Source organism: Pseudomonas sp. TH15 (assembly GCF_016651105.1).
Lineage (GTDB): Bacteria > Pseudomonadota > Gammaproteobacteria > Pseudomonadales > Pseudomonadaceae > Aquipseudomonas.
The window spans coordinates 694,861-718,671 of the sequence record NZ_JAEKEL010000002.1 but is presented as its reverse complement, the minus strand read 5'-3'; the positions used below and the strand labels follow the sequence as shown (position 1 = coordinate 718,671).

General features: G+C 58.4%; 16 protein-coding genes. 9 read left to right on the top strand and 7 right to left on the bottom strand.

Annotated elements, in window-relative coordinates:
* Nucleotide 1 precedes the first annotated feature (1 nt).
* Nucleotides 2-1,363, bottom strand: a complete 1,362-nt coding sequence (locus tag JFT87_RS27090; RefSeq protein WP_201206400.1) for a carbohydrate porin — start codon at nucleotides 1,361-1,363, stop codon at nucleotides 2-4.
* 300 nt (nucleotides 1,364-1,663) lie between these two features.
* Between JFT87_RS27090 and JFT87_RS27085 the strand changes: the two genes are divergently transcribed.
* Together JFT87_RS27085 and JFT87_RS27080 are read left to right on the top strand one after the other, a co-directional pair.
* On the top strand, nucleotides 1,664-1,894 hold the full coding sequence (locus JFT87_RS27085) for a VF530 family protein (protein WP_201206398.1): 231 nt from the start codon (nucleotides 1,664-1,666) through the stop codon (nucleotides 1,892-1,894).
* 1 nt (nucleotide 1,895) lies between these two features.
* Nucleotides 1,896-2,543: a Pr6Pr family membrane protein gene (locus JFT87_RS27080; RefSeq protein ID WP_201206396.1), complete on the top strand. Its 648-nt coding sequence runs from the start codon at nucleotides 1,896-1,898 to the stop codon at nucleotides 2,541-2,543.
* 195 nt (nucleotides 2,544-2,738) lie between these two features.
* Here the strand turns inward: JFT87_RS27080 and JFT87_RS27075 are convergent, their stop codons facing one another.
* Both JFT87_RS27075 and JFT87_RS27070 read right to left on the bottom strand, forming a co-directional pair.
* On the bottom strand, nucleotides 2,739-3,527 hold the full coding sequence (locus tag JFT87_RS27075; RefSeq protein WP_201206394.1) for a siderophore-interacting protein: 789 nt from the start codon (nucleotides 3,525-3,527) through the stop codon (nucleotides 2,739-2,741).
* Nucleotides 3,524-4,096 carry a PadR family transcriptional regulator gene (locus JFT87_RS27070; RefSeq protein WP_201206392.1) on the bottom strand — a complete coding sequence of 191 codons (573 nt, stop codon included), beginning with the start codon at nucleotides 4,094-4,096 and terminating at the stop codon, nucleotides 3,524-3,526. Before JFT87_RS27070 ends, JFT87_RS27075 begins: the two co-directional genes overlap by 4 nt.
* Nucleotides 4,097-4,632: 536 nt before the next feature.
* On the opposite strand from JFT87_RS27070, the gene JFT87_RS27065 reads away from it, so the two are divergent.
* The 6 genes from JFT87_RS27065 (at nucleotide 4,633) to JFT87_RS27040 (ending at nucleotide 11,686) form a co-directional block, all read left to right on the top strand.
* On the top strand, nucleotides 4,633-5,124 hold the full coding sequence (locus JFT87_RS27065; RefSeq protein WP_201206390.1) for a CS1 type fimbrial major subunit: 492 nt from the start codon (nucleotides 4,633-4,635) through the stop codon (nucleotides 5,122-5,124).
* A 108-nt stretch (nucleotides 5,125-5,232) separates the two neighbouring features.
* Nucleotides 5,233-7,755, top strand: coding sequence for a CS1-pili formation C-terminal domain-containing protein (locus JFT87_RS27060; protein WP_201206388.1), 2,523 nt, complete (start codon nucleotides 5,233-5,235; stop codon nucleotides 7,753-7,755).
* A 73-nt stretch (nucleotides 7,756-7,828) separates the two neighbouring features.
* On the top strand, nucleotides 7,829-8,566 hold the full coding sequence (locus JFT87_RS27055; RefSeq protein ID WP_201206386.1) for a molecular chaperone: 738 nt from the start codon (nucleotides 7,829-7,831) through the stop codon (nucleotides 8,564-8,566).
* Between the two features lie 32 nt (nucleotides 8,567-8,598).
* Complete coding sequence (locus JFT87_RS27050) at nucleotides 8,599-9,099, top strand: CS1 type fimbrial major subunit (RefSeq protein ID WP_201206384.1); 501 nt, start codon at nucleotides 8,599-8,601, stop codon at nucleotides 9,097-9,099.
* Nucleotides 9,100-9,134: 35 nt separating this feature from the next.
* Nucleotides 9,135-10,382 carry a hypothetical protein gene (locus JFT87_RS27045; RefSeq protein ID WP_201206382.1) on the top strand — a complete coding sequence of 416 codons (1,248 nt, stop codon included), beginning with the start codon at nucleotides 9,135-9,137 and terminating at the stop codon, nucleotides 10,380-10,382.
* A gap of 59 nt (nucleotides 10,383-10,441) precedes the next feature.
* Nucleotides 10,442-11,686 (top strand): hypothetical protein, encoded by a 1,245-nt coding sequence (locus tag JFT87_RS27040; protein WP_201206380.1) that lies wholly within the window; start codon nucleotides 10,442-10,444, stop codon nucleotides 11,684-11,686.
* A gap of 34 nt (nucleotides 11,687-11,720) precedes the next feature.
* Here JFT87_RS27040 and JFT87_RS27035 read toward each other — a convergent pair whose 3' ends face one another.
* The 4 genes from JFT87_RS27035 to JFT87_RS27020 form a co-directional block, all read right to left on the bottom strand.
* Nucleotides 11,721-16,112 (bottom strand): NEL-type E3 ubiquitin ligase domain-containing protein, encoded by a 4,392-nt coding sequence (locus JFT87_RS27035; protein WP_201206378.1) that lies wholly within the window; start codon nucleotides 16,110-16,112, stop codon nucleotides 11,721-11,723.
* Complete coding sequence (locus JFT87_RS27030) at nucleotides 16,112-16,837, bottom strand: dermonecrotic toxin domain-containing protein (RefSeq protein WP_201206376.1); 726 nt, start codon at nucleotides 16,835-16,837, stop codon at nucleotides 16,112-16,114. The genes JFT87_RS27035 and JFT87_RS27030 overlap by 1 nt, the downstream gene beginning before the upstream one ends.
* A 115-nt stretch (nucleotides 16,838-16,952) precedes the next feature.
* On the bottom strand, nucleotides 16,953-20,078 hold the full coding sequence (locus tag JFT87_RS27025; RefSeq protein WP_201206775.1) for a transglycosylase domain-containing protein: 3,126 nt from the start codon (nucleotides 20,076-20,078) through the stop codon (nucleotides 16,953-16,955).
* Nucleotides 20,079-20,385: 307 nt separating this feature from the next.
* Entirely contained in the window at nucleotides 20,386-20,844 is a 459-nt protein-coding gene (locus JFT87_RS27020; RefSeq protein WP_201206373.1) for an REP-associated tyrosine transposase, read from the bottom strand.
* 625 nt (nucleotides 20,845-21,469) lie between these two features.
* Here JFT87_RS27020 and JFT87_RS27015 point away from each other — a divergent pair.
* Nucleotides 21,470-22,891, top strand: coding sequence for an amino acid permease (locus JFT87_RS27015; protein ID WP_201206371.1), 1,422 nt, complete (start codon nucleotides 21,470-21,472; stop codon nucleotides 22,889-22,891).
* Nucleotides 22,892-23,811: the final 920 nt, after the last annotated feature.

Genomic DNA, 23,811 nt, shown 5'->3' with positions numbered 1-23,811 from the left:
GTTAGAACGATGAGGTGATTTTGATCCCGCCAATCAGCGCGTCATCGACCTCGTCCACGCCACCGGGGTGGCGGATGTATTGCAGGTTCGGGCGCACGGTCAGCCAGTTGGTGACGTGCACGCCGTAATAGAGTTCGGCGCTGTATTCGGTGTCTTGCGGCGGCAGGAACGATGGGTCGTCGTAGTCGTAGACGGCACGGGCCTGATTGGTCGCCTCGGCGTTCTTGCGATAGGCCGGGTTAACGTGAACCCGGGCCAGGGCGAAACCGATGTCGTCTTTGGTGCGCGCATCGAACAAGCCTTTGTAGACGACGCCCGCCTGGACGTAGTTGTCGATGGCGTTGGTCTTCTTGTCGTGCATCGTGCCGTTGGCGAACACGCTCAAGCCACGGGAGTTGTCGCTGGCGCGGCTGGTGATCTGCTGCTGCACACCCAGCCACACGCCGTGCTTGCTCGACGCGCTGCGATACGCTTCGCCGCTCAGCGCTGCGGGCTGGCCATTGCTGTCTTTGTAGGCGTCTGTGGCCTTGGCGTTGCTGTAGTAATAACCGGCGCGGTACTCGCCCGGCAGGCCATTGAGCTTCGGCGACCAGACCAGTTCAATCGGCAGGATCGCGCCTTGGGTGCCGCTGCCGCTGAGCTTGAAGCCATTGCCGCGATCGAGGTTCGAGGGGTTCTGCTCATAGGCGCCGATTTGCGCGTAGAGCTCCGGCGTCAGGTGATATTTGACCCGCATTGCCCATTGGCTGACCGGCCAGTTGTACCAGATGCCGCCGACCCAGTTGCCGACCTGCGAGCCACAGAAGGCCAGGTTCTGGAAGTCGCACGGGAAGCTGTTGAAGTCTTCGCCTTCGCCAAAGCGGCCGACCTTGATGTCGAGCTTCTGGTCGAAGAATTTCTGCTGATACCACATCTGCGTCAGGCGCCAGGTCTGGCCACGGCCCCAGACTTCCTGGGCCGAAGTGAAGCCGCCGACGCGTGGATCGTTGATCCGGTCGTTGCTGATGTTGTTGCCGTTGCGTTCGGTGATGGTTAGTTGAAATTCGGCGTCGTCCCAACCGAGGATCTTCTGCAGGTCCAGGTGCGTGCCGAGGCCGAACTGGTCGCTGTAGCGGGCGGTGCGGTCGTGGTCATAGCCGCCATGCAGGTTGCTGCCCATTTCGCCGGTGTAATCGACTTTGAAGTCATAGCCTTTTTCCGAAAGTTCGCTGCGCGTGCCGTTCCAGTCACCGAGCATCCACGGTGAGTCGCTATCAAAGGCCGGGGCCGCGTGAACGCAGGTGGCGAGGCCCAGCGCGGTGCAGCCGCCAAGGGTGCGCAGTACTGAGGTAGCGCTGTCTCGGGAGAAGGAAAAATCGGGCATGGATAAGTCTTTTTTTGGTGTTTTCGGGATGCAATTCGAGCGCTTCAATATGTCGCAGGCAGTGAAGCGTTTCAGCTTAAGGGCGGCAGGATAATGATCTGTAACAAAAAGACAAAGGGCTTTTGCAGACATGCAGCATTTCGCAATCGGTAACAGTGCGGCAAACGGGCGCATTGTGGGCCGTGTGCTGGCCTGCGATCTTTGCGGGTTGGCCTACATTTGAAGGTAGGCCTTCCACCCGATCACCCCCTCGGCTAAGGTGCGCGGCTTCTTTATTCTTTCTTCGCGCAAAGGCCCGGCATGACCGAACTGAACAACAACCCGCTGCACGGCGTGACCCTGGAACAGATCCTCAACGTCCTGGTCGAGCACTACGAATGGTCGGGGCTGGCCGAGCGTATCGACATTCGCTGCTTCAAAAGCGATCCGAGCGTCAAATCGAGCCTGACCTTCCTGCGCAAAACCCCGTGGGCGCGGGAGAAGGTTGAACATCTGTACGTGAAGTTGATGCGCACCAAGCGCCCGGTCTGAGATGGACGCCGTCTGGCGGCGACGCCTGATCACTTGCGCTGCCGTATTGGGTTGGGCGGGATTGGCTATTCAGCTTTATCTGATTTTCTTCGCGCGTTTGAGCGTCAACGCCAGTCTGTTGGGCGGGCTGGTGAGCTTTTTCAGTTACTTCACGATTTGGACGAACACGCTGGTGGCGACGGTGTTGACCTGCGCTGTAACTGATCGCGAATCCGCCGCACGCCGCTGGTTTTTAAAGCCGTGGGTGAGTAGCGGGATTGCCGTGAGTATTGTCGTGGTCGGTCTGGCCTACAGTATTTTGCTACGGCATTTGTGGCATCCGGAGGGTTGGCAGTTTGTTGCTGATGAATTGCTGCACGACGTAATGCCGCTGCTGTTTTTGGGGTATTGGTGGTTTTGCGTACCGAAGGGCAGATTGCGCCTGTGGCATCTGCCACTGTGGCTGATTTATCCGCTGGTGTATTTCATCTACGCCTTGCTGCGCGGGCATTTGCTGGGCGCGTATGCGTATCCGTTCATTGATGTGGCGGTGTTGGGTTATCCACAGGTGTTTATTAATGCCGGGGGGATATTGGTGGGGTTTGTGGTGATCGGGTTGCTGGTAATCGGCCTCGACCGCTGGCGCGCAACCCGATCTTCACATCAGTGAGGAACATGTGCTGGATGAGAACTTCTGGTGAATGAGAACCTGTGGTGAGGGGATCACCAACCACAGGTCATCACTGACCACAGGTCATCAGTAACCACAGGTCATCGCTGACCACAGGTCATCGCTGACCACAGGTCATCATTGACCACAGGTAATCATCAACCACAGGTGATCACCAGAAACAGCGGATTTGTGTCACTCCTCTTCAGGAGTGCCATCCGCCCGCCAGTAGCCCACCGCTTTGACGAACTGATCATCCAGCCCGTGCTCATCCAGCAGCACCCGGCGGATCTGCCGTGACACTTTGGTCTCGGTCGCTATCCACGCGTATAGATCGCCACTCGGCACCTGCAATTGCTTCACGGTAGTCAGCAGGTTGTTCTTGCCGCCGTCACGCAACACCCAGATCACATTGACCTGCGCGGCGCTTTCCAGGCGTTGCTGTTCGGCGCCGTTCGCCACTTCGATGATCACCAGCGCGCGGCGATTGGCCGCCAGGCCTTCCAGGCGTCGGGCGATGGCGGGCAGGGCGGTTTCGTCGCCGATCAACAGGTAGCTGTCGAAGATGTCCGGCACGATCATCGAACCCCGTGGCCCGCCGATGTGCAGGAACTGACCCGGCTCGGCCTGCTCGGCCCAGGTCGAGGCAGGGCCGTCGCCGTGCAGGACGAAATCGATGTCCAGCTCCAGCGAATCCAGGTCGTAGCGACGCGGCGTGTAATCCCGCATTTCGGGCATTGGTCCGTTGTCCTTGCCAGCGCCAAGTACCATCGTTTCCAGCGCCGCTGTTTGCGCCGCGTTCTGCGGGAACAACAGTTTGACGTGGTCGTCCGTGCCGAGGCTGACGAAGCCCGCCAGTTCCGGCCCGCCCAAGGTAATCCGACGCATGCGAGGCGTCAGGTCGACCACACGCAGCACTTCAAGCTTGCGGCGTTTGATTTCGTGCATCACGCGGTGAATGGTTTGGGTATCGACTGCAGTCATTCGGCTTTCTCCGAGGCAGGTTGAACGGCGGGGCCGTCGACGATGGCTTTGGCGGTGTCGTTGAGCAGGTCACGCACGCGGATGATTTCTTCCGCACTCCAGCGCCCGTGATGCATTTGCAGTGCATGACGCAGGTTATGCACCGCTTCATGGATTTCGGCCGGGCGATCATGGCCGCGCAGCGAGCGTTTGCTGACATCGATGCGCATCCGCACACCTTCCAGGGCAATCGCCTGGTCACTCAGGGATAGACGTCCGGCGTCGGTCACGCTGTAGCGTTTTTTGCCGCCCTCGGCGTCACCGGCGATCATTTCGCTTTCTTCCAGAAAGGTCAGGGTTGGGTAAATCACCCCGGGGCTGGGGCTGTAGGCACCGTCGAACATGCCTTCGATCTGGCGGATCAGGTCGTAGCCGTGGCACGGCTGCTCGGCGATCAGCGCCAGTAACAGCAGTTTCAAATCGCCAGGGGCAAAGACCCGTGGGCCACGGCCGCCGCGTTCGCGGCCTGGGCGTTTCTCGAAGCCGTCGCGGCCGTCACCGTGTTCGCGGTGGGAATGATGGTCTCTCATTTTTTGCGTTCTCTCGTCGTGTTTAGATACAACTTAAGATATATCTTACGGATCGTGCAAGCACAAATGACCAACGGTCGTCACCGCCACCACGAGCGCGACGCGCCCGCAAGGGGGCACCGGTTAAGCGTTTTTCGCCGCGACGGAAACAATAAAGCCCTATACAGCGTTATTTAAGTTTGGTTAATTACTCTAAAGCATCAACACTTTCCTTGTTTTATGGGCGCTGTAGTTTGTGTCTTACAGAAGTAGCGCGGCGCTTAGTTTTTAAAGTCTGTCGTGATGTAGTACGGGTCTTACAGTCAGCTTGTTATTTTTCCTGAAAGTTGCAATTTTTCTTTCAAGTTTGATAGCACTTTGGCTACGTGTTCGCCGGAAACAGCCTGCTTATTTCATGGTGGGAATAGGGGAGTATTCCTCGGCGCTGAAGGTTCACTTTCTTACATGGTTAAAGCAGGGTTTATTGACTCTTCCGATCCTGTAAGCAGCGCTGGACTTCAGCCAATTCCCACAAAGAAAATGACAGGAAGTTAATCATGCTCAAGCAACTTGCGATCGCTACTCCTCTGGTCTTGCTGACACTGAGTGCTTCGGTGGCCTTTGCGGCCGAAGAATCGCGAACTTCGATCAATATCGTCGCGGACATTCCGAGCAAGGTGTTCCACGCCCAGCCGGTCGATCCGAACTTCGGTAAAAACGAAGAAATGCGCTACGTCATTGGTGCCGGCACGCTGTCTCCGGTTCGTGGCACTTACGACATTCAACACAGCCAGGGCGCCGTCGGCGCTTATGTCGAAGGCCGGCCACAGCCACTGTTCAACGGTTCCAATACCATTGCGCTGACTTATACCTTCAACGGTAGAACCCTCACCGGCGCATCTGAAGAAGTTGTAGGCGATACCGAATCCAACGGCGGCATGCGTGCCGACCTGGTGATCACGGCCGCCAAACCTGCCGATGGCCAGTTCGGTCTTTACACCGCCACACCGGTGGTGATGTTCGACGCGATTCCACGCGTAAAGCCATAAGGCACGTTTCACTATTGCCTGTCATGGGTGATGAGTTCGCCCGGCCGGTCGCTATCAGTTAGCGCCCGGTCGGCGTTCGGCCGGTCAAACAAAAAGAGTAATCAGTTCATGTTCCCGATGACACCCATCGCGGCTGCGCTTGCGCTGTTGTTTTGTGCCAGCGCGGCGGCGGCTCCGGTTTCCACCGGTTCTACACCGCGAAGTCTGTTGGCCCAGGCCAAAGGTCTGCCGGCGGAGTTCGAGGAGCATTTTTTTGATGTGCCGCTGGCGGTTCGCGTGGAACTTGATCAGCAGCCGTTGGGGGAGGCGATGGTCGTGCTGTCTCGCGATGACCGCATCACCCTGCTCGAATTTACCGACACCAGCGACAGCCGATTCACGGCGGCCGAACGCGACACCTGGGCCAGTTACCTCAAGCCCGGCGTGGCGCTGGGCGACTGTATCGGACAATGCCCGGAACAGATGCTGGCGGTGCACTACAACCTGGAAAACTCGCTGGTATCGATCCTCACCGAGAACGCTGAGCGCGACACTGAAGTCAAACGCTACTACGACCAGCCCGAAGGCGGCAGCAGCGGGCTGATGCTGCGCAATCAGCTCAACCTCAATGGTGGTCAGGGCCAGGACCTGGGCGGACGCTTTGGTCTGGAAGCCAGTGGCAGCCTCGGCAGCTGGAGCCAGACGTTCAACATGCAACTGGCCCGGCTGGGTGGTCCGGATGACCAGCTCTACCACGCGGTACATGAGCTTTACACCCAGCGCGAATTGCAAGGCAGCTTCGCACGCCTGGGTTATTTCACCCCCAATTCAGAAGGGCTGACCCGCCAACCGCGAACGTTTGGCACCAGCCCCGACACCGCCGTCGGCGTCATGTTTGGCAGCTCCGACAGCCTGGCAATCAACAGCCCGATGCCCAGCGTGTATCCGATCTACGTCACGGCCAACCGCCAGGCTTCGGTCGAGATCCTGCGCGACGGTTTGCTGATCAACACCCAATCGGTGCCCGCCGGCCTGCAGACCCTCGACACCCGACCACTGCCCGGCGGTATCTACGAAGTGGAAGTTCGGCTGATCGAAGACGGCCAAATCACCAGCACCAGCCAGGAGCTGGTCTACAAGCCCAACAACTGGCGCAACCTTGATGAGCGCTGGCGCTACAACCTGTTTGCCGGGCAAGAAACCAAGCTGCTGAGTAACTGGGACCAACAGGCCAGCGGCAGCGCGACGGCCGGGGCTTCGCTCAACTACTTGATGCATCCACGGGTGATTCTCGGGCTGTCGGCGCGGCAGATTCGCGAAAAACTGCAATACGGCACGTCCATCGACTGGACCCTGGCCAATCACATCAGCCTGTACGCCAACGTCTACCAGACGCAAGACCACGGCACCGGCGTCGATCTGCAAAGCCTCTATAACTACGGCTCCGGCAGTGTGGTCTTCAGCCACAACCGCAGTTGGCTCGATACCACGGATACCTACGACACCCTGTCGGACGGCACCCGGGTGCGGCAACGCAATGTGTTTGTCGGCGAGACCAGCAACTCATCCCTGGCGCTCAATCATCGGGTCAGCAGCAAAAACTCGGTAAATGCCCGGGTTTCTCATAGCGAGGGCAATACCGAAGGCGTTGGTGTGGATCTGGGCTGGACCCAGCGCACCGTGTTCTTCGGCAGTGATGCCAACTGGCGGCTGGCATTGTTCGACCGCCCGGGCAGTTACAGCAGCGGCGATGCGCGCAATCGCGGGGTCGACCTGAGTCTCAACCTGGCACTGGGCGCACCGGGCGAGCAGATTTCCGGCAGCCTCGGCTCTCGCACTTCGCGCGATGGCGGGCGTGACAACAATGCCTCCCTGACGTACCGCAAGGATTTGCAAGACCACCTGCTGCAAAGCGTCTCGGCCACGGCGATCGCCGACACCTATGGTTTGGGGCTTTCCGGTACTGGCAGCTTCCAGAGCGACGCGGTCAACGGTGACGGCTTTGTGCAGCGCTCATCGTTCAACGGCAACCTCACCGGCGGCCTCAACCTGGACAGCACCGTTGCCCTGAGCGGCCAACACCTGACCATGACCAGTCAACACGACCGAGGTGGCGCCGGAATGATCGTCGATGTGGAGTCCGATATCGACGGTATCGCCTTGCGCGCCGACGACTTCAGCGGTGGCAGCGCAGCCCTGAAACCTGGGCGAAACTTCATCCCGATTACCGCGTATCAAAACAGTTCGGTGAGTTTCGACTTCGAAGGTAATCACGTGCCTGCCGCCAGCATCGACCCGCCGCGCACCCGTTATCACCTGAACAAGGGCGGCGTGGAGTATCGCAAGGTGCGGGTGATGAAAACCCTGACCGTGTTAGGGCGGCTGGTCGACTCCCAAGGACAGCCGCTCAAGGGCCATCACGTGATCAATCACGCCAGCCGCGGGGTGACTGAAGTCGATGGGTTCTTCTCCATGGAAATGAACGCCGGTGCGCCGACGCTGGAAGTGCGCCAGGGCAATCAATTGCTCTGCCAGTTCCGCCTCGATGCCAGTCGTCATCGCAGCGAAAACAACGTGTTGATGATCGGTGACCTGCGGTGCACGCCGGACACCCTGGCCGACGCGGCCATTGCTGCTGAAACCGCAGGTTGATGCTGCCTTTAACCCGCTCACTCGCTGTTGCAGCCCAATGCGGCTGTGTTGCAAATACAGAGGCAAATCAAATATGAAACGTTTGTTGGCAGTTGGTTTTTACCTGTTCGCGCAAGTTGCTGTGGCCGCCCCGCAGATTAATGTCGGCACGGTGTACGACTATCTGGACGGCGATAAAAGTACGTACCTCAAACGGGTTTTCAACAGTGGCGACAGTACCGCTTTCGTCAAAATCAATGTGCTGGAAATCATCTTCGATGAGCAAGGCGCCGCCCGAGAAATCCCCCTGCAAACTCCCGCCGGCGCCAGCGCTCGTGACGGTTTGATGGCCAGCCCGGCACGCCTGATCGTCCCGGCCAACGGCACCCAAGGCACGCGTTTGCTGTACATGGGCGAGCGGGAAAAAGAGCGCTATTTCCGCGTCCGGTTTGTTCCGGTGGTTCCCGAAAAAGCCGATGAGTTTGCACTCACTGACGAAGAACAGACGGACTACAAAAAGGACTTGGCGGCGGGCGTGACGGTGTTGGCGGGTTACGGCACGGTGTTCTTTGTCCGGCCGAAAAATACTCGGTTCGACAGCGTGATCGACGACGGCAGTGGCCAGTATCAAATCCGCAATAACGGTAACAGCGTCGTGGTCATCGACGAATTCAAGGACTGTGTTGCGGGCAATGAGCAGGACTGCCAGCCAACCACCAAACACCACATCCTGGCGGGGCGCACTTTTCGTTTCGACAAACAGTCCGGGCGTCATTACCGATTCACCGTGATAGAAGGCGCGGCGAAAAAGAAGGTCGAAGTGAAGGGTTAGACGTCACGCCATTCGGAGGCAGAGGATCAATCATGAACAGGCGAAAAGTTGCACTGGTGGCGCTAACCGGGTTGGTGCTGGCCTGCACTTGCGCCCATGCGGCGCGTGAGGAACATGAGTTTGAAGTGTCGGTGAGCATTCCCACTTCCAGGTTTCATGTGTTGCCGGCCGACCCCGGCTGGATCAGCCGCGAACAGCGCTTGCAGTGGAGCTTGCTGAACTCGACGCTCGGCGGACTGCGCAAGGATTTTGATGTGAAGAACGAGGGCGGTGCGATTGAAGCGCGCCTGGAGGGTTTGGCTTATCTGTCCAATGGCGACGACCGCCACGATATCGATCTGCAGGTGGTGTTCAACGGCAAAGCACTGAAGGTTGGCGAAGCGGTCGAGGTGGTGTCTTCGGCCGATGGCCGGCAGGGAAAACGCGTGCTGTTGGAAATCACCCCACAGCCGCCGGACGATGGCGTTTACAAACCGGGCAAATATTTCGGCAACGTCAACATGATGTTCAACGCCGTTTTGCCGGGTGCCTGATAACCCCTAAGGCCCGGATGGAGCAGGAAGCAATCATGATCAATTTGTCAGGACGCGTGATCGTCGCATGGCTGGCGAGTGTCGCCGTAACGTCGGCGTCGGCGGCCGAGAAAAATATCGAAGCGCTGTTTCGGCCGGACTCGGCCAACCCGCAAAACAACGAGTTCGTTAACCAGACACCTTCGGAGGGTTTTTGCCTTCAAATACCGGAACATTGCAAACCGGAGGGCCTGTTCAGTCTGATAGCGCCCATCGCTTTCAGATCCCGCGGCCCGATTCAGGCTTTTCACACCGATCCGCGGCAAGGCGGGATGGCCAAAGTGCCTTCGCATTGGCAGAAGATTCAAGTCGAGCATGAATCCGGTGCCCAGGAAACGGTGGAAATCCGCATTGCAGGCATCGGTCATGAGTCAGGCCTTTCTGAGGCGGTGACGGTCATCGTGGAAGGCCAGGCTGGTGATGACATCAACGCGGCCTGGTACCTTTTATGGACGGGTGGTGCGTGGCGAGAGGCGCCGCCACCTTGTCTGGGAGTAGGCCGTGCAACGTTGGGTTATCACGGCTACAACAGCTTCTGGAAAGTACCGGTCAATGCCGGGACGTGCGCGAAGCAGGCGCGGTTCACCATTCCCGCTTTCCACTATCAGTATTTTGTTTATGGCTACGAGTTGCGCACGCCTAAGCCGCTGACGATGAAGTCGGGTCGATACTACGGGAGCATTGACTACACGGTTGGACCAGGCATGGACTTCGACATGGGCGATCTGATGATCCCCAATGACAATCTGCTCCGGTTGAACTTCACCCTGATCGTCGAGCACATGCTCAAAGTCGAAATTCCACCCGGTGGCACCACGATTGAATTGACCCCGCAAGGCGGATGGCAGGCATGGCTTGACCAGGCCCGCAAGCCGACGCGATTGTTCCGCGATCAAACCTTCAATCTCTGGACCAGTTCGCGCTTCAAGATGCAGATGCGATGTCAGTACGACGCAGGTGACACTTGCGCGGTGCAAGACCCTGCGGGTAATCAGGCACCACTTCAAGTCGCGGTAACGCTGCCCGCAGGCCTGACAACCGAAGGCGGACGCGCCGTGATCCGCCAGCCGCTGCGCGTCAGCGGCGTGGGCACCGAAATGTTCCAGCCCGGCATTTACGTCGATCGCAAACCGGGAACGCTGCACTTCGACATCGAACAGGGTGATGTGGCCAACATGCTGTCTCGCGAAGCCGCTACGTATAAGGGCAACGTCACCGTGATCTGGGATTCCGAGGTCGGATAAACAAGCAAAGACAATCATTGATCCAAGCGCTGTTCGGCGGTTCCCAAGAGGTTTAATGCATGAAGGTTTTACGCGTTTTCCAGCGATGGGCAGGCTCGCTGATTCTGCTGTTTGTGGGGCTGTCATCGGCAAATGCCGAGCAGGTCTTGATCAATGCTTCGTTCAAACCGGACTCGGCTCATCCGCTGCGCAATAAATTTACCAACGACACGCCGGCCAGTGGATATTGCGCGCAGGCCCCCCAGCAATGTAAAGACAATGAAATGTTCAGTTTGCAGGTGCCCATCCAGTTCAATTCGCAAGCACCGATTTTGGCCAATCACGGCTCAATCCGTCAGGGCGCCATGTTCGAGGTCCCGACTCAGTGGCGAGATCTGACGGTCACTCATCTGGGAACGGGGGAAACCAAGACCCTGAAAGTTCGCATCGCAGGCCTGGGCTCAACGTATGTGACCGAAGACATCATGAAACTGGTGGGGCCCCAACCTGATTACCGGGAGGCACACTGGAAGTTGTGGGACGGAACATGGGTAAACACTCCGCTACCTTGTACCTACAGTGGTGTGGCGTTTTATTGGGATCACGCCTACAAGTTTTTCTGGAAGACGCCCAACCAAGGGGTGTGCTCTCGGCAGGCGAAGTTTGATATTCCTTGGCTGCGTTATGACTACCTGGACTTCGCTTACGAACTGGAAACCCCGAAACCGTTGGAAATGTCCTCGGGAGTGTATGTTGGCCATCTGACCTACACGCTGGGTCCCAGAGCTGATTTCGACTTTGGCGACATCATGCTGCCGTCCAGCTCCGCGCTGACGTTGAACTTTGAGCTGGAGGTTCAGCACACACTCAAGGTGGATATTCCTCCCGGCGGCACTCGTGTGGAGTTGGTGCCACAAGGTGGCTGGCAGGCCTGGTTAAGTCAGGGGCGCAAGCCCACTCGACTGCTGCGTGATCAGACCTTCAATATCTCGACCAGCTCGCGCTTCAAGATGCTGATGAAATGTCAGTACCCCGCAGGCGACACCTGCGCGGTGCAAGACCCCGCGGGCAATCAGGCCCCTCTGCAAGTTGCCGTAACACTGCCCTCGGGCCTGACAACCGAGGGCGGGCGCGCAGTGATCCGTCAACCGCTGCGGGTCAGCGGCGTGGGCACCGAACTGTTCCAGCCCGGTATTTACGTTGATCGCAAACCAGGGACGCTGCACTTCGGCATCGAGCAAGGCGACGTGGCCGACATGCTCTCTCGCGAGGCGGCAACGTATAAAGGCAATGTCACCGTGATCTGGGATTCCGAGGTCGGGTGATCGGGTGAAACCACAGCAGTGGTGGTCTGCGGATTCACCCGGTCAGGGTCGTTTCAAAGACCGATTTTTTCAGGGCATCGCGGGTCTGCTGGCGGCTGAGTTGTTGTTCCTGGTCACCCAGATCGCTAAACAGCCGCTCGTACAGCGAGTCCGGCATCGGCTGCCCGGTCAGCACTTGCTCTTTGGGCACGGCGAGCAATCTCGCCAGATCCTTGATCTTGTCGCGTAACGCCGTTTTTTGCAGATAGGGCTCCGTGGAACCCGCCCATTCAGCCTGCGCGGTACGCAAGTCGTCGAGCTGCGAGGCTTTTTCCTCAAAGCGGGTTTTATTGGCGTAATACTGATCGGGGTAGGCCTCGCGCAGGAAGTCAGCCCAGAACGGTTGCTCCAGCATGCTGTTGATCAAGCCGTCACCCACCTCCATCGCTTTCACCGTTTCAAAGGCTTGATCGATTTTCGCCTCACTCACGCCGGCGGTCAGGCGAAACAGCATGTTCTGCGATTGCCACGGCAACTGCAGACGGGCGGCCAAACCGGTTTGATAGGCCAGATAGACCTCGACTACGTCCGGGTCGCCCCCACGGCTGCTGATGTCGGCCTGAGCGATATCGTTGACATGATCCAGTCGGGTCGCGCCTCTGGCCAATGTCACCAGTTTTGGCTCAAGCATCTCTCGCGAAGTTGACGAGAGCCGTGCCTCCGTCGCCAGCACTTTGATGCCCATCTGGTTGAACACTTGTGCACCGGCATCCCGACAGTTGACCGGCGACGTGGCCATGTCGAACAACTCCTGACGCAGGTCTTTGTCGACATCGATGGCATGGATCATCCGCCAGACACGGTCACTCAGCTGTTCCCGTGCAGACCCGCCCATCCGGTAGTCGGCCGACCGGGTCAGGTCATTGATAATCCTGAAGAAGCCCGCCGAGTTAGGCTCTGAAGCGAGGTCAGGCCAAGCCTCCGGGCGGTAGATACCGCGCCCGGGTGTTTGATGGAACAGCACCTCGTCATTCGCCGGCCAGCGCTTCAGCATGTCGGTTGTGGTCGCAGAGGCAACATGCTCGGGAATCAGTCCCACCGACTTACGATAATTCTCGTAGACGGTGCGCTGAACATCCGGGAGCTGCTCAGTGAGCAGACGGGTACGGGCAACGATGAAGGCGTTGTCGGAGCCCGACACAACATGGGGGATTTCGTTGATCGGATTACCCAGCATGTCGAGAAAAAATTGCCGTGGCCGGCGCTTTTCAAACAACCCTTTGGGCCAGGTCTTCAGGCCGGTGTCGTTCAACGACAAGATACTCAAGCGCGGCATCCGACTGACATCCGGCGTCAACCCCAAGGGGTTTTCGTCCAGACGCAAAGTCTGCAGGCGAGTGAGGTTTTTCAGTTGTTCGAGCGTGTCCGGCGTCAACTGAATGCGGTTACCCGACAGGCGCAGGGTTTCCAGTTGGCGCATCCGGCCAATGCTGTCTGGCAGAGTCTTGAGCTCGCACTTTCTGGCGCTCAATTGACGCACGTGCCGGAAGTCGTCGAGCAATCCAGTGGGCCCCTCATTGAGTGGGACGTTGTCGAGCGTGAGGCTGGTGATCTGTTCGAGCCAGGGCTTCAGATCGGGCAGTTTTTGCCACCAGTGCTCAAGGTTATAGCGGCGCAGTTCCGAGGACAGGTCCAGCGCGTAACCGGTTTGCGGGGTGATACTGGCTTCGCCCGGCGCCGTGAATTTACGCTCGAAACAGGCCATCAGCCTTTCCGACAAATGCAGTCCACCGTCGACCATGAACGACAGATTATGCGTACCGCCATCTCCGGCATCCCAATCGACAACCTGCTCGAAGCGCCACGTATTGAGGGTCACGCGCAGTGTGTCGAGTTCCTCTTCAATACGCCGGATGCCAGCCTCGGCGTCGCCTTGCGCGGTCAATGCCTGAGCGAACCCTTGCACCTGGTTTTCATTGAGGTGCGGGTAGATATCCTGAACGCGTTCGTGCAGGGTTTGCGCGGATCTGGAGTAACCGGGGCCGCCGAGCAATTTGATGGTTTCCGTCGTTGCGGTGCTTCTCAGCGGTGGCTCGGCCAGCAAGGTTCGGCGTACGCTCGGGTGTTCGGTTTTGGCCAGAATCCATTGCTTGAACCCTGCGGCGTCATCGAGGCGATAACCCAGCGCCTGGCGCTGTTCGCTCGGCAGGGCAGCGAGAATTGATTGAAAAAGATCGCTGGCGTGTTCTTGCAGGGGTTGCCCCTCAGCGTCGTAGGCCGTGTATCGGGAGTCCTGATCCTTGATCAGCGTACGCACGGTGGCAGCATCTTCGGCCCCTACGCTGCTGTTCAGCAGGCCATCAAGCGATTGCTGGCGAATGTCGATACGCAGTTGCGCCAGCGTATCGCTATGAATTCGCAAGGCGTTGAGCGCCAGTCGCTCGGTGTCGGCAGTGGCCAGCCAGTCATGATGGAAGCCTTGCCAGGCGTGGGTTGCACGGGCTTCCAGTTGCAGCTCATTGCCCAGTTGTTTCAGGCGCAACGGCAGGTGTTGATGCTGGCTCATCAAGTCGAGTTCGCCCGGCGTTGCGTTGCCCAACAAGGTGTCGGTGATCGTCACCGGCAAGTTCGGCAGAGCCTGTTTCAGCAGTTGTCTGGCTGGACTGGCGGGTGTTTCATCATTTTCGTAACGCTGATTAAACAGCTCGTTGCGCAAGGATTTCGCGCTGCTGGCGATGCGTGCTTGCAGTTGCTCTTCGTTGTCGATGAGCATCGGTGTGCCGTTGGCCTCCAGTGTTTGCAGGATGCTGGACAAACCCTGCCCCTGAACAATTTGCTGGTCACTCAACTCAACCACCAGTTTCTTGCCTTGAGCGGATTTCGCCGCAGTCGATTGCCAAAGCGTCTGGCCGCGGCTGTCTTTGAGTCGCAGCGACACATCGGCGGGCCAAAGCCCCTGCGCCTCGATGACTTGTAACTGGCTGGCCGTATCGCGTTTGCCCAGCGCCTGCATCCACGGGTTTTTACTCGTGACCTGATTTACAAAGCCGCTGACGTCGTGCTCGAGAGTGAAGCGCTGCAACGTGTCAGCCAGCAGGGGCGGCACGCCGGCGTTGTCGCGGTACATGCGGCGCAACACGTCGGGGGAGGTGGCGCTGGTCTTGCGGATCAGTTCGAGTCGTTGCGGATCAGTGAAGGGATCTATCGGATGGCCAATACGGCGCATCAACGTAGCGTTATCCCAGTCTCGCGGTGTTTCGCCTTCAATGACATAGCTCCCCGCGCCGTTGTGCCGAACGGGCAATTCAAGCGCATTCGTGCGGGTCGGGTGACGGACGCGGAGTTCGCCCGTCGCCGGGTGTTTCGCAACCTCGTAATGATGCTGCTCCACGCGTAACAGGGTTTTGCCCCTGTGCTCATACAAGACCTGGCTGTCTTGCGGGATATCCTGCGAGAAAGGGCCGGTGAAGCGATAAGGCTTGAGGTCTGGTTTCCATAGTCGCGTCGCACCATTGGGCAACCGGACGGCTTTCAGGTTCTCGATAAAGGGTGACACGGTGTAGTGAAAGACTGGCGCCAGTGCCGCGGCGGTAGCGAGGTTTTCGATCACATCGGTCAGGTGGGCCCAGCCTGCCTGTCGGTCACCTTCGCTCAGCTCCACTGCGCCTTCGAGCACTTCGTCGAGCAATTGCCCGGCGGTGATGACCAGCATCAATTCGCCCAGTCCCGGTACTACCAGCGCCAAAGCCCCGAAAGTGATAAAGCCGATATTGAGGTAATTGGCCCAGCGCTCCGAACGTGCCTTGGCATCTTCATCGGCGTTGGGCACAGCGATGACCCTGGCATCGCTGAGCAGTCGATCGAGGGCTGCCTCGTGCAACACCGGCCACAGCTCGAAATTCTCCCAGAGCCCTTTGCCCGGAAGGTTGCAGTCAATGATGTGGAAGTTCGGCGCCTCTATCGGTTCCTGGCGTACACCCACGTCTCGTGGCGGTGGAATGTCGATGTGCGCAATCAGCCGCTCACCCAGTTGCACCCATTCATGATGGCGCCATTTTTCCACGAACGACTGCGATGGGCCGTCATTGACCGTTTTGATGAACCGTCGGAAGTAGTAAGGCCGATCTTTTTGTGCAACGAAGCGGCTGAAAAACATTTGGTAGGCGGTCGGTTTGCCTGCATCGACGCCTTTATCGCTGCCAATGGCACGGGCGGTCAGTTGGCGGGTCAGTACCTGTTGGAACGCCTGGTAGCTGGGGTAGCGTTTGAGCGGATGTTCGGGGTCGCCAGGAATCCACGCAAACAGCGCGCCGTTGCTGTAGCGCTGAAACTCGCACGGCATGAACAACATGCACTCGCTCAGGCGTAATCCCATGATGCTCAGGCCACGCAAACGCAGTTGTTTGTCGCCATCCATGATGACGCTGTCGCCGCTGACGACTTTCATCAGCAGATCGTAGTCGGCTTGCCGAATGTCTTTTTCACCAGCGCCAGACAGGCTGCAGTCTGCAACGACTGCTTGTGATAGGCGCTGTTGATTTGTCGCAACAGGTTTTCCACCAGGCGATTATCCGGTGGGCGCAGGAAGTGCTTCAAATAGCTTTGGTATTGCTCGCCGATGTTCAGGCGCCGACATAGACGGGCGAAAGTGTCGACCTGCACCTGGGTGACTATCGGTTCGAAGTGACCGTTGTTATCCGGGCGGCTGATGAAACACGAACTCTCCTCATAAAAGCCCGGCCGGGTTTCGTCGTATTCAAAGTTGTGCAAGGCCGCTTGCAGCAGTGACAGGGTCTTGACCGTCAGCGCTTCGCTCTTGAGCCCGAAAATACCGAGGCTTTTCGGCGCGTACAGGCGCAACCAGGTGTTGTCGGCATCGAAACTCGCGTCGAGTTTGTGCAGCTCAGGTTCCAGCAGATTTTTTGCAAAGGTTTCGATGCTCTGGATCTTGTCGAACAAGGCGTCCCGTGCGTTTTGTCGCCTGTGAAGGGTTTCGGTGGCGTGTTGTAGCGCTTGTTGTTGATCGGACGAAGCCTTGGTGAACCAGCCCGGGAGCACCGGTCTGGTCTCGCGCAGCTCGGCGCGGCGTTTCGCCGAAGCCTTCAGGAGTACCGGTGGGATGGCCTTTTTCAAGGTCTCGAAGTGAATGCCCCGTGCACGGGAGTCAGACATGCGCAAAATCCTTTTGGCGTTGAAAGGATTTTCAGTGTGCGCGGCTGTTCAGCGGTGTATGCGATACATAGTTATCGTTTGTGTATCGGGGTGTTTGCGGGTTTTACCGCCTGTTTCAGTTGCGCTGGGCGACGACGGGCGCCTCGCACTGGGTATGTGAATCCGGCTGCAAATACGGCGTCAGAATCGGCGCCATCCCTTTGAGCACCTGTACCGGCAACGCCGAAGTGAATTTGAATGTTTCAGCGGAGCGCCCCGGCACGAACGCGGTCAAGGTGCCGAAGTGGTGATCGCCGATGTAGAACACGAAAGTCGCGGTGCGGTTGATCGATTTCGAACTGAGGATCCGCCCACCAGCACCAATGGCTTCGATGCGGTTATCCCCGGTGCCGGTCTTGCCGCCCATGGCCAGCGGTGTGCCGTTCGGCAGTTTGAAACTGCCGGCCACCCGTTTGGCGGTACCGGCGTCTACCACCTGCGACAAGGCTTCGCGCATGGCCGTCGCCACCTCGGACGGCATCACTCGTTTGCCAACGTTCGGGTCATTGATCAACTGCGTTTCATACGGCGTATTGGCTGCGAAGTGCAGGCTGTCGATGCGCAATGTTGGCATCCGCACGCCATCGTTAAGGATGGTGCCGATCAGTTCGGCCAACGCGGCCGGCCGGTCGCCGGAGCTGCCGATGGCCGTGGCCAGCGAAGGGACCAGGTGATCGAACGGGTAGCCGACTTTCTGCCAGCGTTGGTGAATGTCGAGGAACGCTTCGATCTCGAGCATGGTGCGGATACGACTGTCACGGGCACCCTTGTGCTTGCTCTTGAACAGCCAGCTGTAAACCTCCTGGCGCTCAAACTCACTGGCTTTGACGATCTGGCTGAACTTGGCGTCGGGGTTGTTCAGCAAGTAGCCGATCAACCACAGGTCCAGCGGGTGGACCTTGGCGATAAAGCCCTGGTCCGGCAGGTCGTAGGCGCCGGGGCCGTAGCTTTGATAGAGGCGGTCGAGGCGCTCATCGGTGAGTTTTTCGTTGAGCTTGTCGGTGCTTTTCACGCCTTTGAGGTGTGAGCGCACAAACAGGTTGAAGCTTTCCTGACTGGCTTGCGGCAGCAAGTAACGGTGCACGGCGGCCAGGCGCATGGCGGTGGGGTGCATGCCGTCGAGGAAGGTATCGAGTCGGGCTTCGGTGTCTTTGTTCTGATACTTCTTCCAGAACCGCAATAGGAACGAGGTGCCTTCGCGGTCGGCGAACTGGGCCAGGTATTCCTGACGGCGCGGGTCTCTGTCATCGCCGAGCAATTCGGCGCTGCTGTTGGGTCCGGAATAGGTGCTGTAGCGCACCAGGTCGCGCATCAGCCGAATGAACGGCAGGTTGATCGACTCACGTATGGCGTCGCGCAGGCTTGGCATACGGCCGTTGTCTTCATTGCGGAAGTTATGGAACACGTGCAGGCCGCCACCGGTGAAAAACGCCTCGCCGGGGCTGGCCGAGTATTTACGGTCCAGCGCTGCGCCAAGCATTTTCGGCAGGCTGCGGTCGGAGTTCTGGATCAGGTAATCGACGGCCCAACGGCTAATACGATCCTGCTCGGGAACCGGAGTTTTCTTCAGCTCGGCAACGGTCTTGTCGAGGTATTTATCGTGCAGCTCGGAAATGATCTGCAAGTACGTGGTCAGCACGCGCATCTTGGCGGTGGAGCCCAGTTCCAGTTTGCTGCCTTCGTTGATGTCGAAGGGTTGGTCGGTACTGTCGGTCTGTACCCGCACGCGCGAACCGTCCGGGGTCAGTTCGAACAGGGTGAAGCTGTAGCGCACCTGAGTGGTACTGGTCGGCGTCAACAGGCGCTCGCCGATCAGGCCGATCTGCCCGGCAAAGACCGGGTCGGCCAGATGTTTGAGGTACTCGGTGGCCTGAGCCTGCAAGTCGCTCTGCAAGGTGGTGGTGGCCGACAGATCGAGGCGGTCGAGGTCATACAGCGGACGGTTAAGCATCGAGGCCAAACGACTGCGGGCGGTGCTGATGCCTTTGTTGGTTTCGATCGGCTGGATGGTCGGTTGGGTCTGCCAGTCGCGGTAGGTCACCTGACTGGCCAGCGCGGCGGCGGCGAGCGGTGCATCGATGACGTTGTTCTGGGCGAGCAGGCGAATGTGGCTGTCGGTGAGGTCGGCCAGTTCTTCGTGGCCCTTGGTCAGGTAATGGGAAGGGCGGCGCTGGGCGATCATGAGCGAGAGCATTTCACGCAGTGCCAGGCCTTTTGCTGCCATGGTTTTTGGATCCGTGGCGGTGCTGGCCAGACTTTCATTGGCCTTGCTGAAATCGGCGCCGTACCAGACACGCAAGCCCTCGGCCATGCCATGCACTTCGCCGTGGCCGGGGACGGCCGATAGCGGCACGCTGTTGAGGTAGTCGCGCACCACATTTTGCCGCACCTCCAGCGTTTGCGGGCCGGGCTGATAGGCGCGCACGCTGGCGGAAATCATCTGCCGGATCTTCTCCGCTCCCGACACGGTCAAGCCGTCGGGTGAGTGGCGGTATTTCTCAAGCTGTGTCGCCAGGGTACTGCCGCCCGCCGACTGCCCCGGCAAGTGCATCAGCTTGGCCACTTGGGACCACGCGGCCATGCCAAACCGTGGCCAGTCCACCGCCGGGTTGGCCAGGGGCTGCTGGGGGTCGAGCAGGAAGCGGTTTTCGATGAACAGCAAACTGTTGACCACCACCGGCGGGATCGATTCGAAGCTGGAATAGAGCTGTTGCGGATAGTTGAACTGGTACAGCGGAGCGGCGCGGCAATCGGTGATCGACAGCCCGGCCTGGATTTTCTCCGAATACGGTACGAACAAGCCGTGGTCGCTGTACTTCAGCAGCGCCGGGGAAAAGCGGGTTTGCGAGGCAATCACATAGTTACGCTTGATCAGCCGCGGCAGGAAATCCCCCATCGAGCTGTAGCCCAGCCGCAAATCGAACGGGCCGGCGCCGGGGTAGCGAATGGCGTCGCTGGGCCCGGGTTGCAGTTCGTAACTCAGGGACGCGGCAAATTTGCTGACTTCCCGGGCCTGAAACTTCGAGGTGCGCATTTCCTTGGCGGCAGCCAGGCCCAGCACGATCAGGATAATCAGCAGCAGCAACCAGAACGCCTTCCAGCCATGCTTGGAACGGCGGGGTTTTTCAGGTGGCGGCGCGTCATCCACACGTTCAGTTGGAACTTCGGTCTTGCTCGAATCGCTTTGCCATAACGCGCCCATAGTCGACTGATCCATTCACGCAGATTGATCGGACTTGTCTGAAGCTTAGACGGTGGTTGGCGATGGTGAAAAAATTGTGAAGGGTTGGGGCTGGGGAAGTACTGAATAAATCTGGAAGCAGAGCAGATGGCTTTGAGCTTCGGAGATTTTGTGGCGAGGGATTTATCCCCGTTGGGCTGCGAAGCGGCCCCAAAACCATGCAGTGCGGTGTGTCAGATATACCGCGTTGACTGGATTTGCGACTGCTGCGCAGTCGAGCGGGAGCAAGCTCCCTCGCCACAGGTTATCTAAACCATTGAAATCGGGGTTAGAGCCAGCAGGCATCCCAGAGCGGGTAGTCGCCGATGTTTTCAACCAGACCAGCCCGTAATGGGTTGGCCACGATATACCGGGCGAAAGGGAGCAGATCTTCATCATCACGAATCGCACGGTCGTGAAAGCCGCTCTGCCACAACGGCCCTTCGTGTCCGGTCTTATGATTAACGGCCAGAGTGCAGCGCGCTTTTATTGCACCAATGACCTCGGCAAGCGTGCCGCTTTGCAACTGCATCAACCAATGGAAATGATCAGGCATCACCACCCATGCGATGGACTCTACGCAGCCTTGGTCATGCGCCTTGCGAAGCTCTGTCACCAGAAGTCGGCCTGTTTGCCAGTCTGCAAAAACGGGTTGGCGGTCGTGAATGACTGAGGTGATGAAGTAGGCGCGGCCAGGTTCGGAGAACCGGCCTTGGCGCAGACGGTGGGAGTTGGGTTGGACGGTCATGTTGCTTCCTTGCATTGATTGATCACACAACAAGACTAGTGCCAGGTCATCCCACTCGGATCTGCAATGCCTGAAGGAAATTTCTGAAGTGAATGAAGGACCTGTGGCGAGGGGGTTTACCCCCGTTGGGCTGCGCAGCAGCCCCAAAACAGTCACTGCGATATATCAGACAAAACGCGATGGCTGGTTTTGCGACTGCTGCGCAGCCGAACGGGGGCAAGCCCCCTCGCCACTGGAGTTCATCTGCATAGCGAGTGAGTTAAGGCTGGAAGTGGCCGGGATAGAGCTTTCCAACGGTCAATGCTTGCAAAGCAGGGACATGACGATGCACCAATGCTGTGCAATACTTGGCGCCGTTTCTACGGGTGATGACCGGGCATAAACCCAGGTAATGCCCCTCCGAAAACCGGGCTTTTGGCGGGACTTGTCGCTAAATGTTTTGGTTTATAGAGTGAAAATCCCTGCAATAAGCTTTTTATACTGCACGCCCGCTGATCTTGCAGGTTTTGTCCTACAAGACGGGTTTGCCCACGAGGCAGGCCCGGTTTCAGACAAGCAACGGCTTATCGGTCGACGCTTCGACACTCGGTGGTCACATCCAATAACAAGACGAGGTTGCACCCCTATGCCAGTTGGCAATCACCTGCCCCAAGGCGAGACCGCTCAGGGCGGCCCGCTCAAACGAGAACTCGGCGAACGGCATATTCGCTTGATGGCGCTCGGAGCCTGTATCGGCGTCGGCTTGTTTCTCGGCTCGGCCAAGGCTATTGAAATGGCCGGCCCGGCCATCATGCTGTCCTACATCATCGGTGGTCTGGCGATCCTGGTGATCATGCGCGCCCTCGGCGAGATGGCCGTGCACAACCCGGTCGCCGGTTCCTTCAGCCGTTACGCTCAAGATTATCTCGGCCCACTGGCAGGCTTTCTGACAGGCTGGAACTACTGGTTCCTGTGGCTGGTGACTTGCGTCGCGGAAATCACCGCCGTGGCGGTGTATATGGGCGTCTGGTTCCCCGAGGTGCCGCGCTGGATCTGGGCGCTGTCGGCGCTGATCAGCATGGGCACCATCAACCTGATCGCGGTGAAAGCCTTCGGTGAATTCGAATTCTGGTTCGCCCTGATCAAGATCGTCACCATCATTGCGATGGTCGTCGGGGGTGTCGGTGTGATTGCGTTCGGCTTCGGTAACGACGGTGTAGCACTGGGGATTTCCAATCTGTGGGCCCACGGCGGCTTCATGCCCAACGGCGTGCAAGGCGTGTTGATGTCGTTGCAAATGGTGATGTTCGCCTACCTCGGCGTCGAAATGATCGGCCTGACCGCCGGTGAAGCGAAGAACCCGCAGAAGACCATTCCCAACGCGATCGGCTCGGTGTTCTGGCGGATCCTGTTGTTCTACGTCGGTGCGTTGTTCGTGATCCTGTCGATCTACCCGTGGAATGAAATCGGCACCCAAGGCAGCCCATTCGTGATGACGTTCGAGCGTCTGGGCATCAAAACCGCCGCCGGCATCATCAACTTCGTGGTGATTACCGCGGCGCTGTCGTCCTGCAACGGTGGCATCTTCAGCACCGGCCGCATGCTTTACAGTCTGGCGCAGAACGGCCAGGCCCCGGCCGGTTTCGCCACAACCTCGAGTAATGGTGTACCTCGTCGCGCGTTGCTGCTGTCGATCTTCGTGCTGTTACTGGGTGTGCTGCTCAACTACATGGTCCCGGAAAAAGTCTTCGTCTGGGTCACCGCGATTGCCACCTTCGGCGCGATCTGGACCTGGGTGATGATCCTGCTGGCCCAGCTCAAATTCCGCAAAGGTCTGAGCGCCAGTGAACGTGCCGGTCTTAAATACAAGATGTGGCTGTACCCGGTGAGCTCCTACCTGGCGCTGGCGTTTTTGGTGCTGGTGGTCGGCCTGATGGCGTACTTCCCGGACACCCGCGTGGCGCTGTATGTAGGACCGGCGTTCCTGGTGCTGCTGACGGTGTTGTTCTACGTGTTCAAGCTGCAACCAACCAACGTGACGCAAGGCGCGGCGCGTTCGGTTTCTTGAGTGTGTAACGCCTGAAACGCAAAAGCCCCGGTCTTGATGATCGGGGCTTTTTGTTGCGGCACGTAGTTTACTGTGGCGAGCGAGCTTGCTCGCGCTGGGGCGCGCAGCGGCCCTAAATGCAGACACCGCAATCCTTCAGGTGTACAGCATCGACCGGATTACGACTGCTTCGCAGCCGAGCGGGAGCAAGCTCCCTCGCCACAGGTAACGCATTCACAACAGGTAAAGCGGTCACAACAGGTAAAGCATTCGCAACGTTCGGCTTCTTAAGTGGTAGGCGCTGTAACGACAAAGCCCCGGTCGAGAGATCGGGGCTTTTTTGTGGCTCTCAGGATGTGTGTAAAACCTGTGGTGAGGGGATTTATCCCCGTTGGGTTGCGCAGCAGCCCTAAAACCATCCACCGCGGTTTAACTGGAAAACCGCACGCACAGGTTTTACGACTGCTGCGCAGCCGAGCGGGAGCAAGCTCCCTCGCCACAGGTAAAGCATTCACCACAGGTAAAGCAGTCACCACAGGTAAAGCAGTCACAACAGGTAAAGCATTCACAACGTTCGGCTTCTTAAGTGGTAGGCGCTGTAACGACAAAGCCCCGGTCGAGAGATCGGGGCTTTTTTGTGGCTCCCTGGATGTGTGTAAAACCTGTGGTGAGGGGATTTATCCCCGTTGGGTTGCGCAGCAGCCCTAAAACCATCCACCGCGATTTAACTGAAAAACCGCACGCACAGGTTTTACGACTGCTGCGCAGCCGAGCGGGAGCAAGCTCCCTCGCCACAGGTAAAGCAGTCACCACAGGCCAAGCAGTCACAACAGGTAAAGCAGTCACAACTGGCCAAGCAGTCACCACACGTAAAGCATTCACAACAAGTAAAGCAATCACCACGGGCATGCCTCTCTAACGACTGCTGGGACCCGAGTAAC

Bases quoted from the DNA above. Each gene is read 5' to 3' on its own strand.
- JFT87_RS27090 (WP_201206400.1), bottom strand. From the start codon at position 1,363: ATGCCCGATTTTTCCTTCTCCCGAGACAGCGCTACCTCAGTACTGCGC.
- JFT87_RS27085 (WP_201206398.1), top strand. From the start codon at position 1,664: ATGACCGAACTGAACAACAACCCGCTGCACGGCGTGACCCTGGAACAG.
- JFT87_RS27080 (WP_201206396.1), top strand. From the start codon at position 1,896: ATGGACGCCGTCTGGCGGCGACGCCTGATCACTTGCGCTGCCGTATTG.
- JFT87_RS27075 (WP_201206394.1), bottom strand. From the start codon at position 3,527: ATGACTGCAGTCGATACCCAAACCATTCACCGCGTGATGCACGAAATC.
- JFT87_RS27070 (WP_201206392.1), bottom strand. From the start codon at position 4,096: ATGAGAGACCATCATTCCCACCGCGAACACGGTGACGGCCGCGACGGC.
- JFT87_RS27065 (WP_201206390.1), top strand. From the start codon at position 4,633: ATGCTCAAGCAACTTGCGATCGCTACTCCTCTGGTCTTGCTGACACTG.
- JFT87_RS27060 (WP_201206388.1), top strand. From the start codon at position 5,233: ATGTTCCCGATGACACCCATCGCGGCTGCGCTTGCGCTGTTGTTTTGT.
- JFT87_RS27055 (WP_201206386.1), top strand. From the start codon at position 7,829: ATGAAACGTTTGTTGGCAGTTGGTTTTTACCTGTTCGCGCAAGTTGCT.
- JFT87_RS27050 (WP_201206384.1), top strand. From the start codon at position 8,599: ATGAACAGGCGAAAAGTTGCACTGGTGGCGCTAACCGGGTTGGTGCTG.
- JFT87_RS27045 (WP_201206382.1), top strand. From the start codon at position 9,135: ATGATCAATTTGTCAGGACGCGTGATCGTCGCATGGCTGGCGAGTGTC.
- JFT87_RS27040 (WP_201206380.1), top strand. From the start codon at position 10,442: ATGAAGGTTTTACGCGTTTTCCAGCGATGGGCAGGCTCGCTGATTCTG.
- JFT87_RS27035 (WP_201206378.1), bottom strand. From the start codon at position 16,112: ATGAAAGTCGTCAGCGGCGACAGCGTCATCATGGATGGCGACAAACAA.
- JFT87_RS27030 (WP_201206376.1), bottom strand. From the start codon at position 16,837: ATGTCTGACTCCCGTGCACGGGGCATTCACTTCGAGACCTTGAAAAAG.
- JFT87_RS27025 (WP_201206775.1), bottom strand. From the start codon at position 20,078: ATGGGCGCGTTATGGCAAAGCGATTCGAGCAAGACCGAAGTTCCAACT.
- JFT87_RS27020 (WP_201206373.1), bottom strand. From the start codon at position 20,844: ATGACCGTCCAACCCAACTCCCACCGTCTGCGCCAAGGCCGGTTCTCC.
- JFT87_RS27015 (WP_201206371.1), top strand. From the start codon at position 21,470: ATGCCAGTTGGCAATCACCTGCCCCAAGGCGAGACCGCTCAGGGCGGC.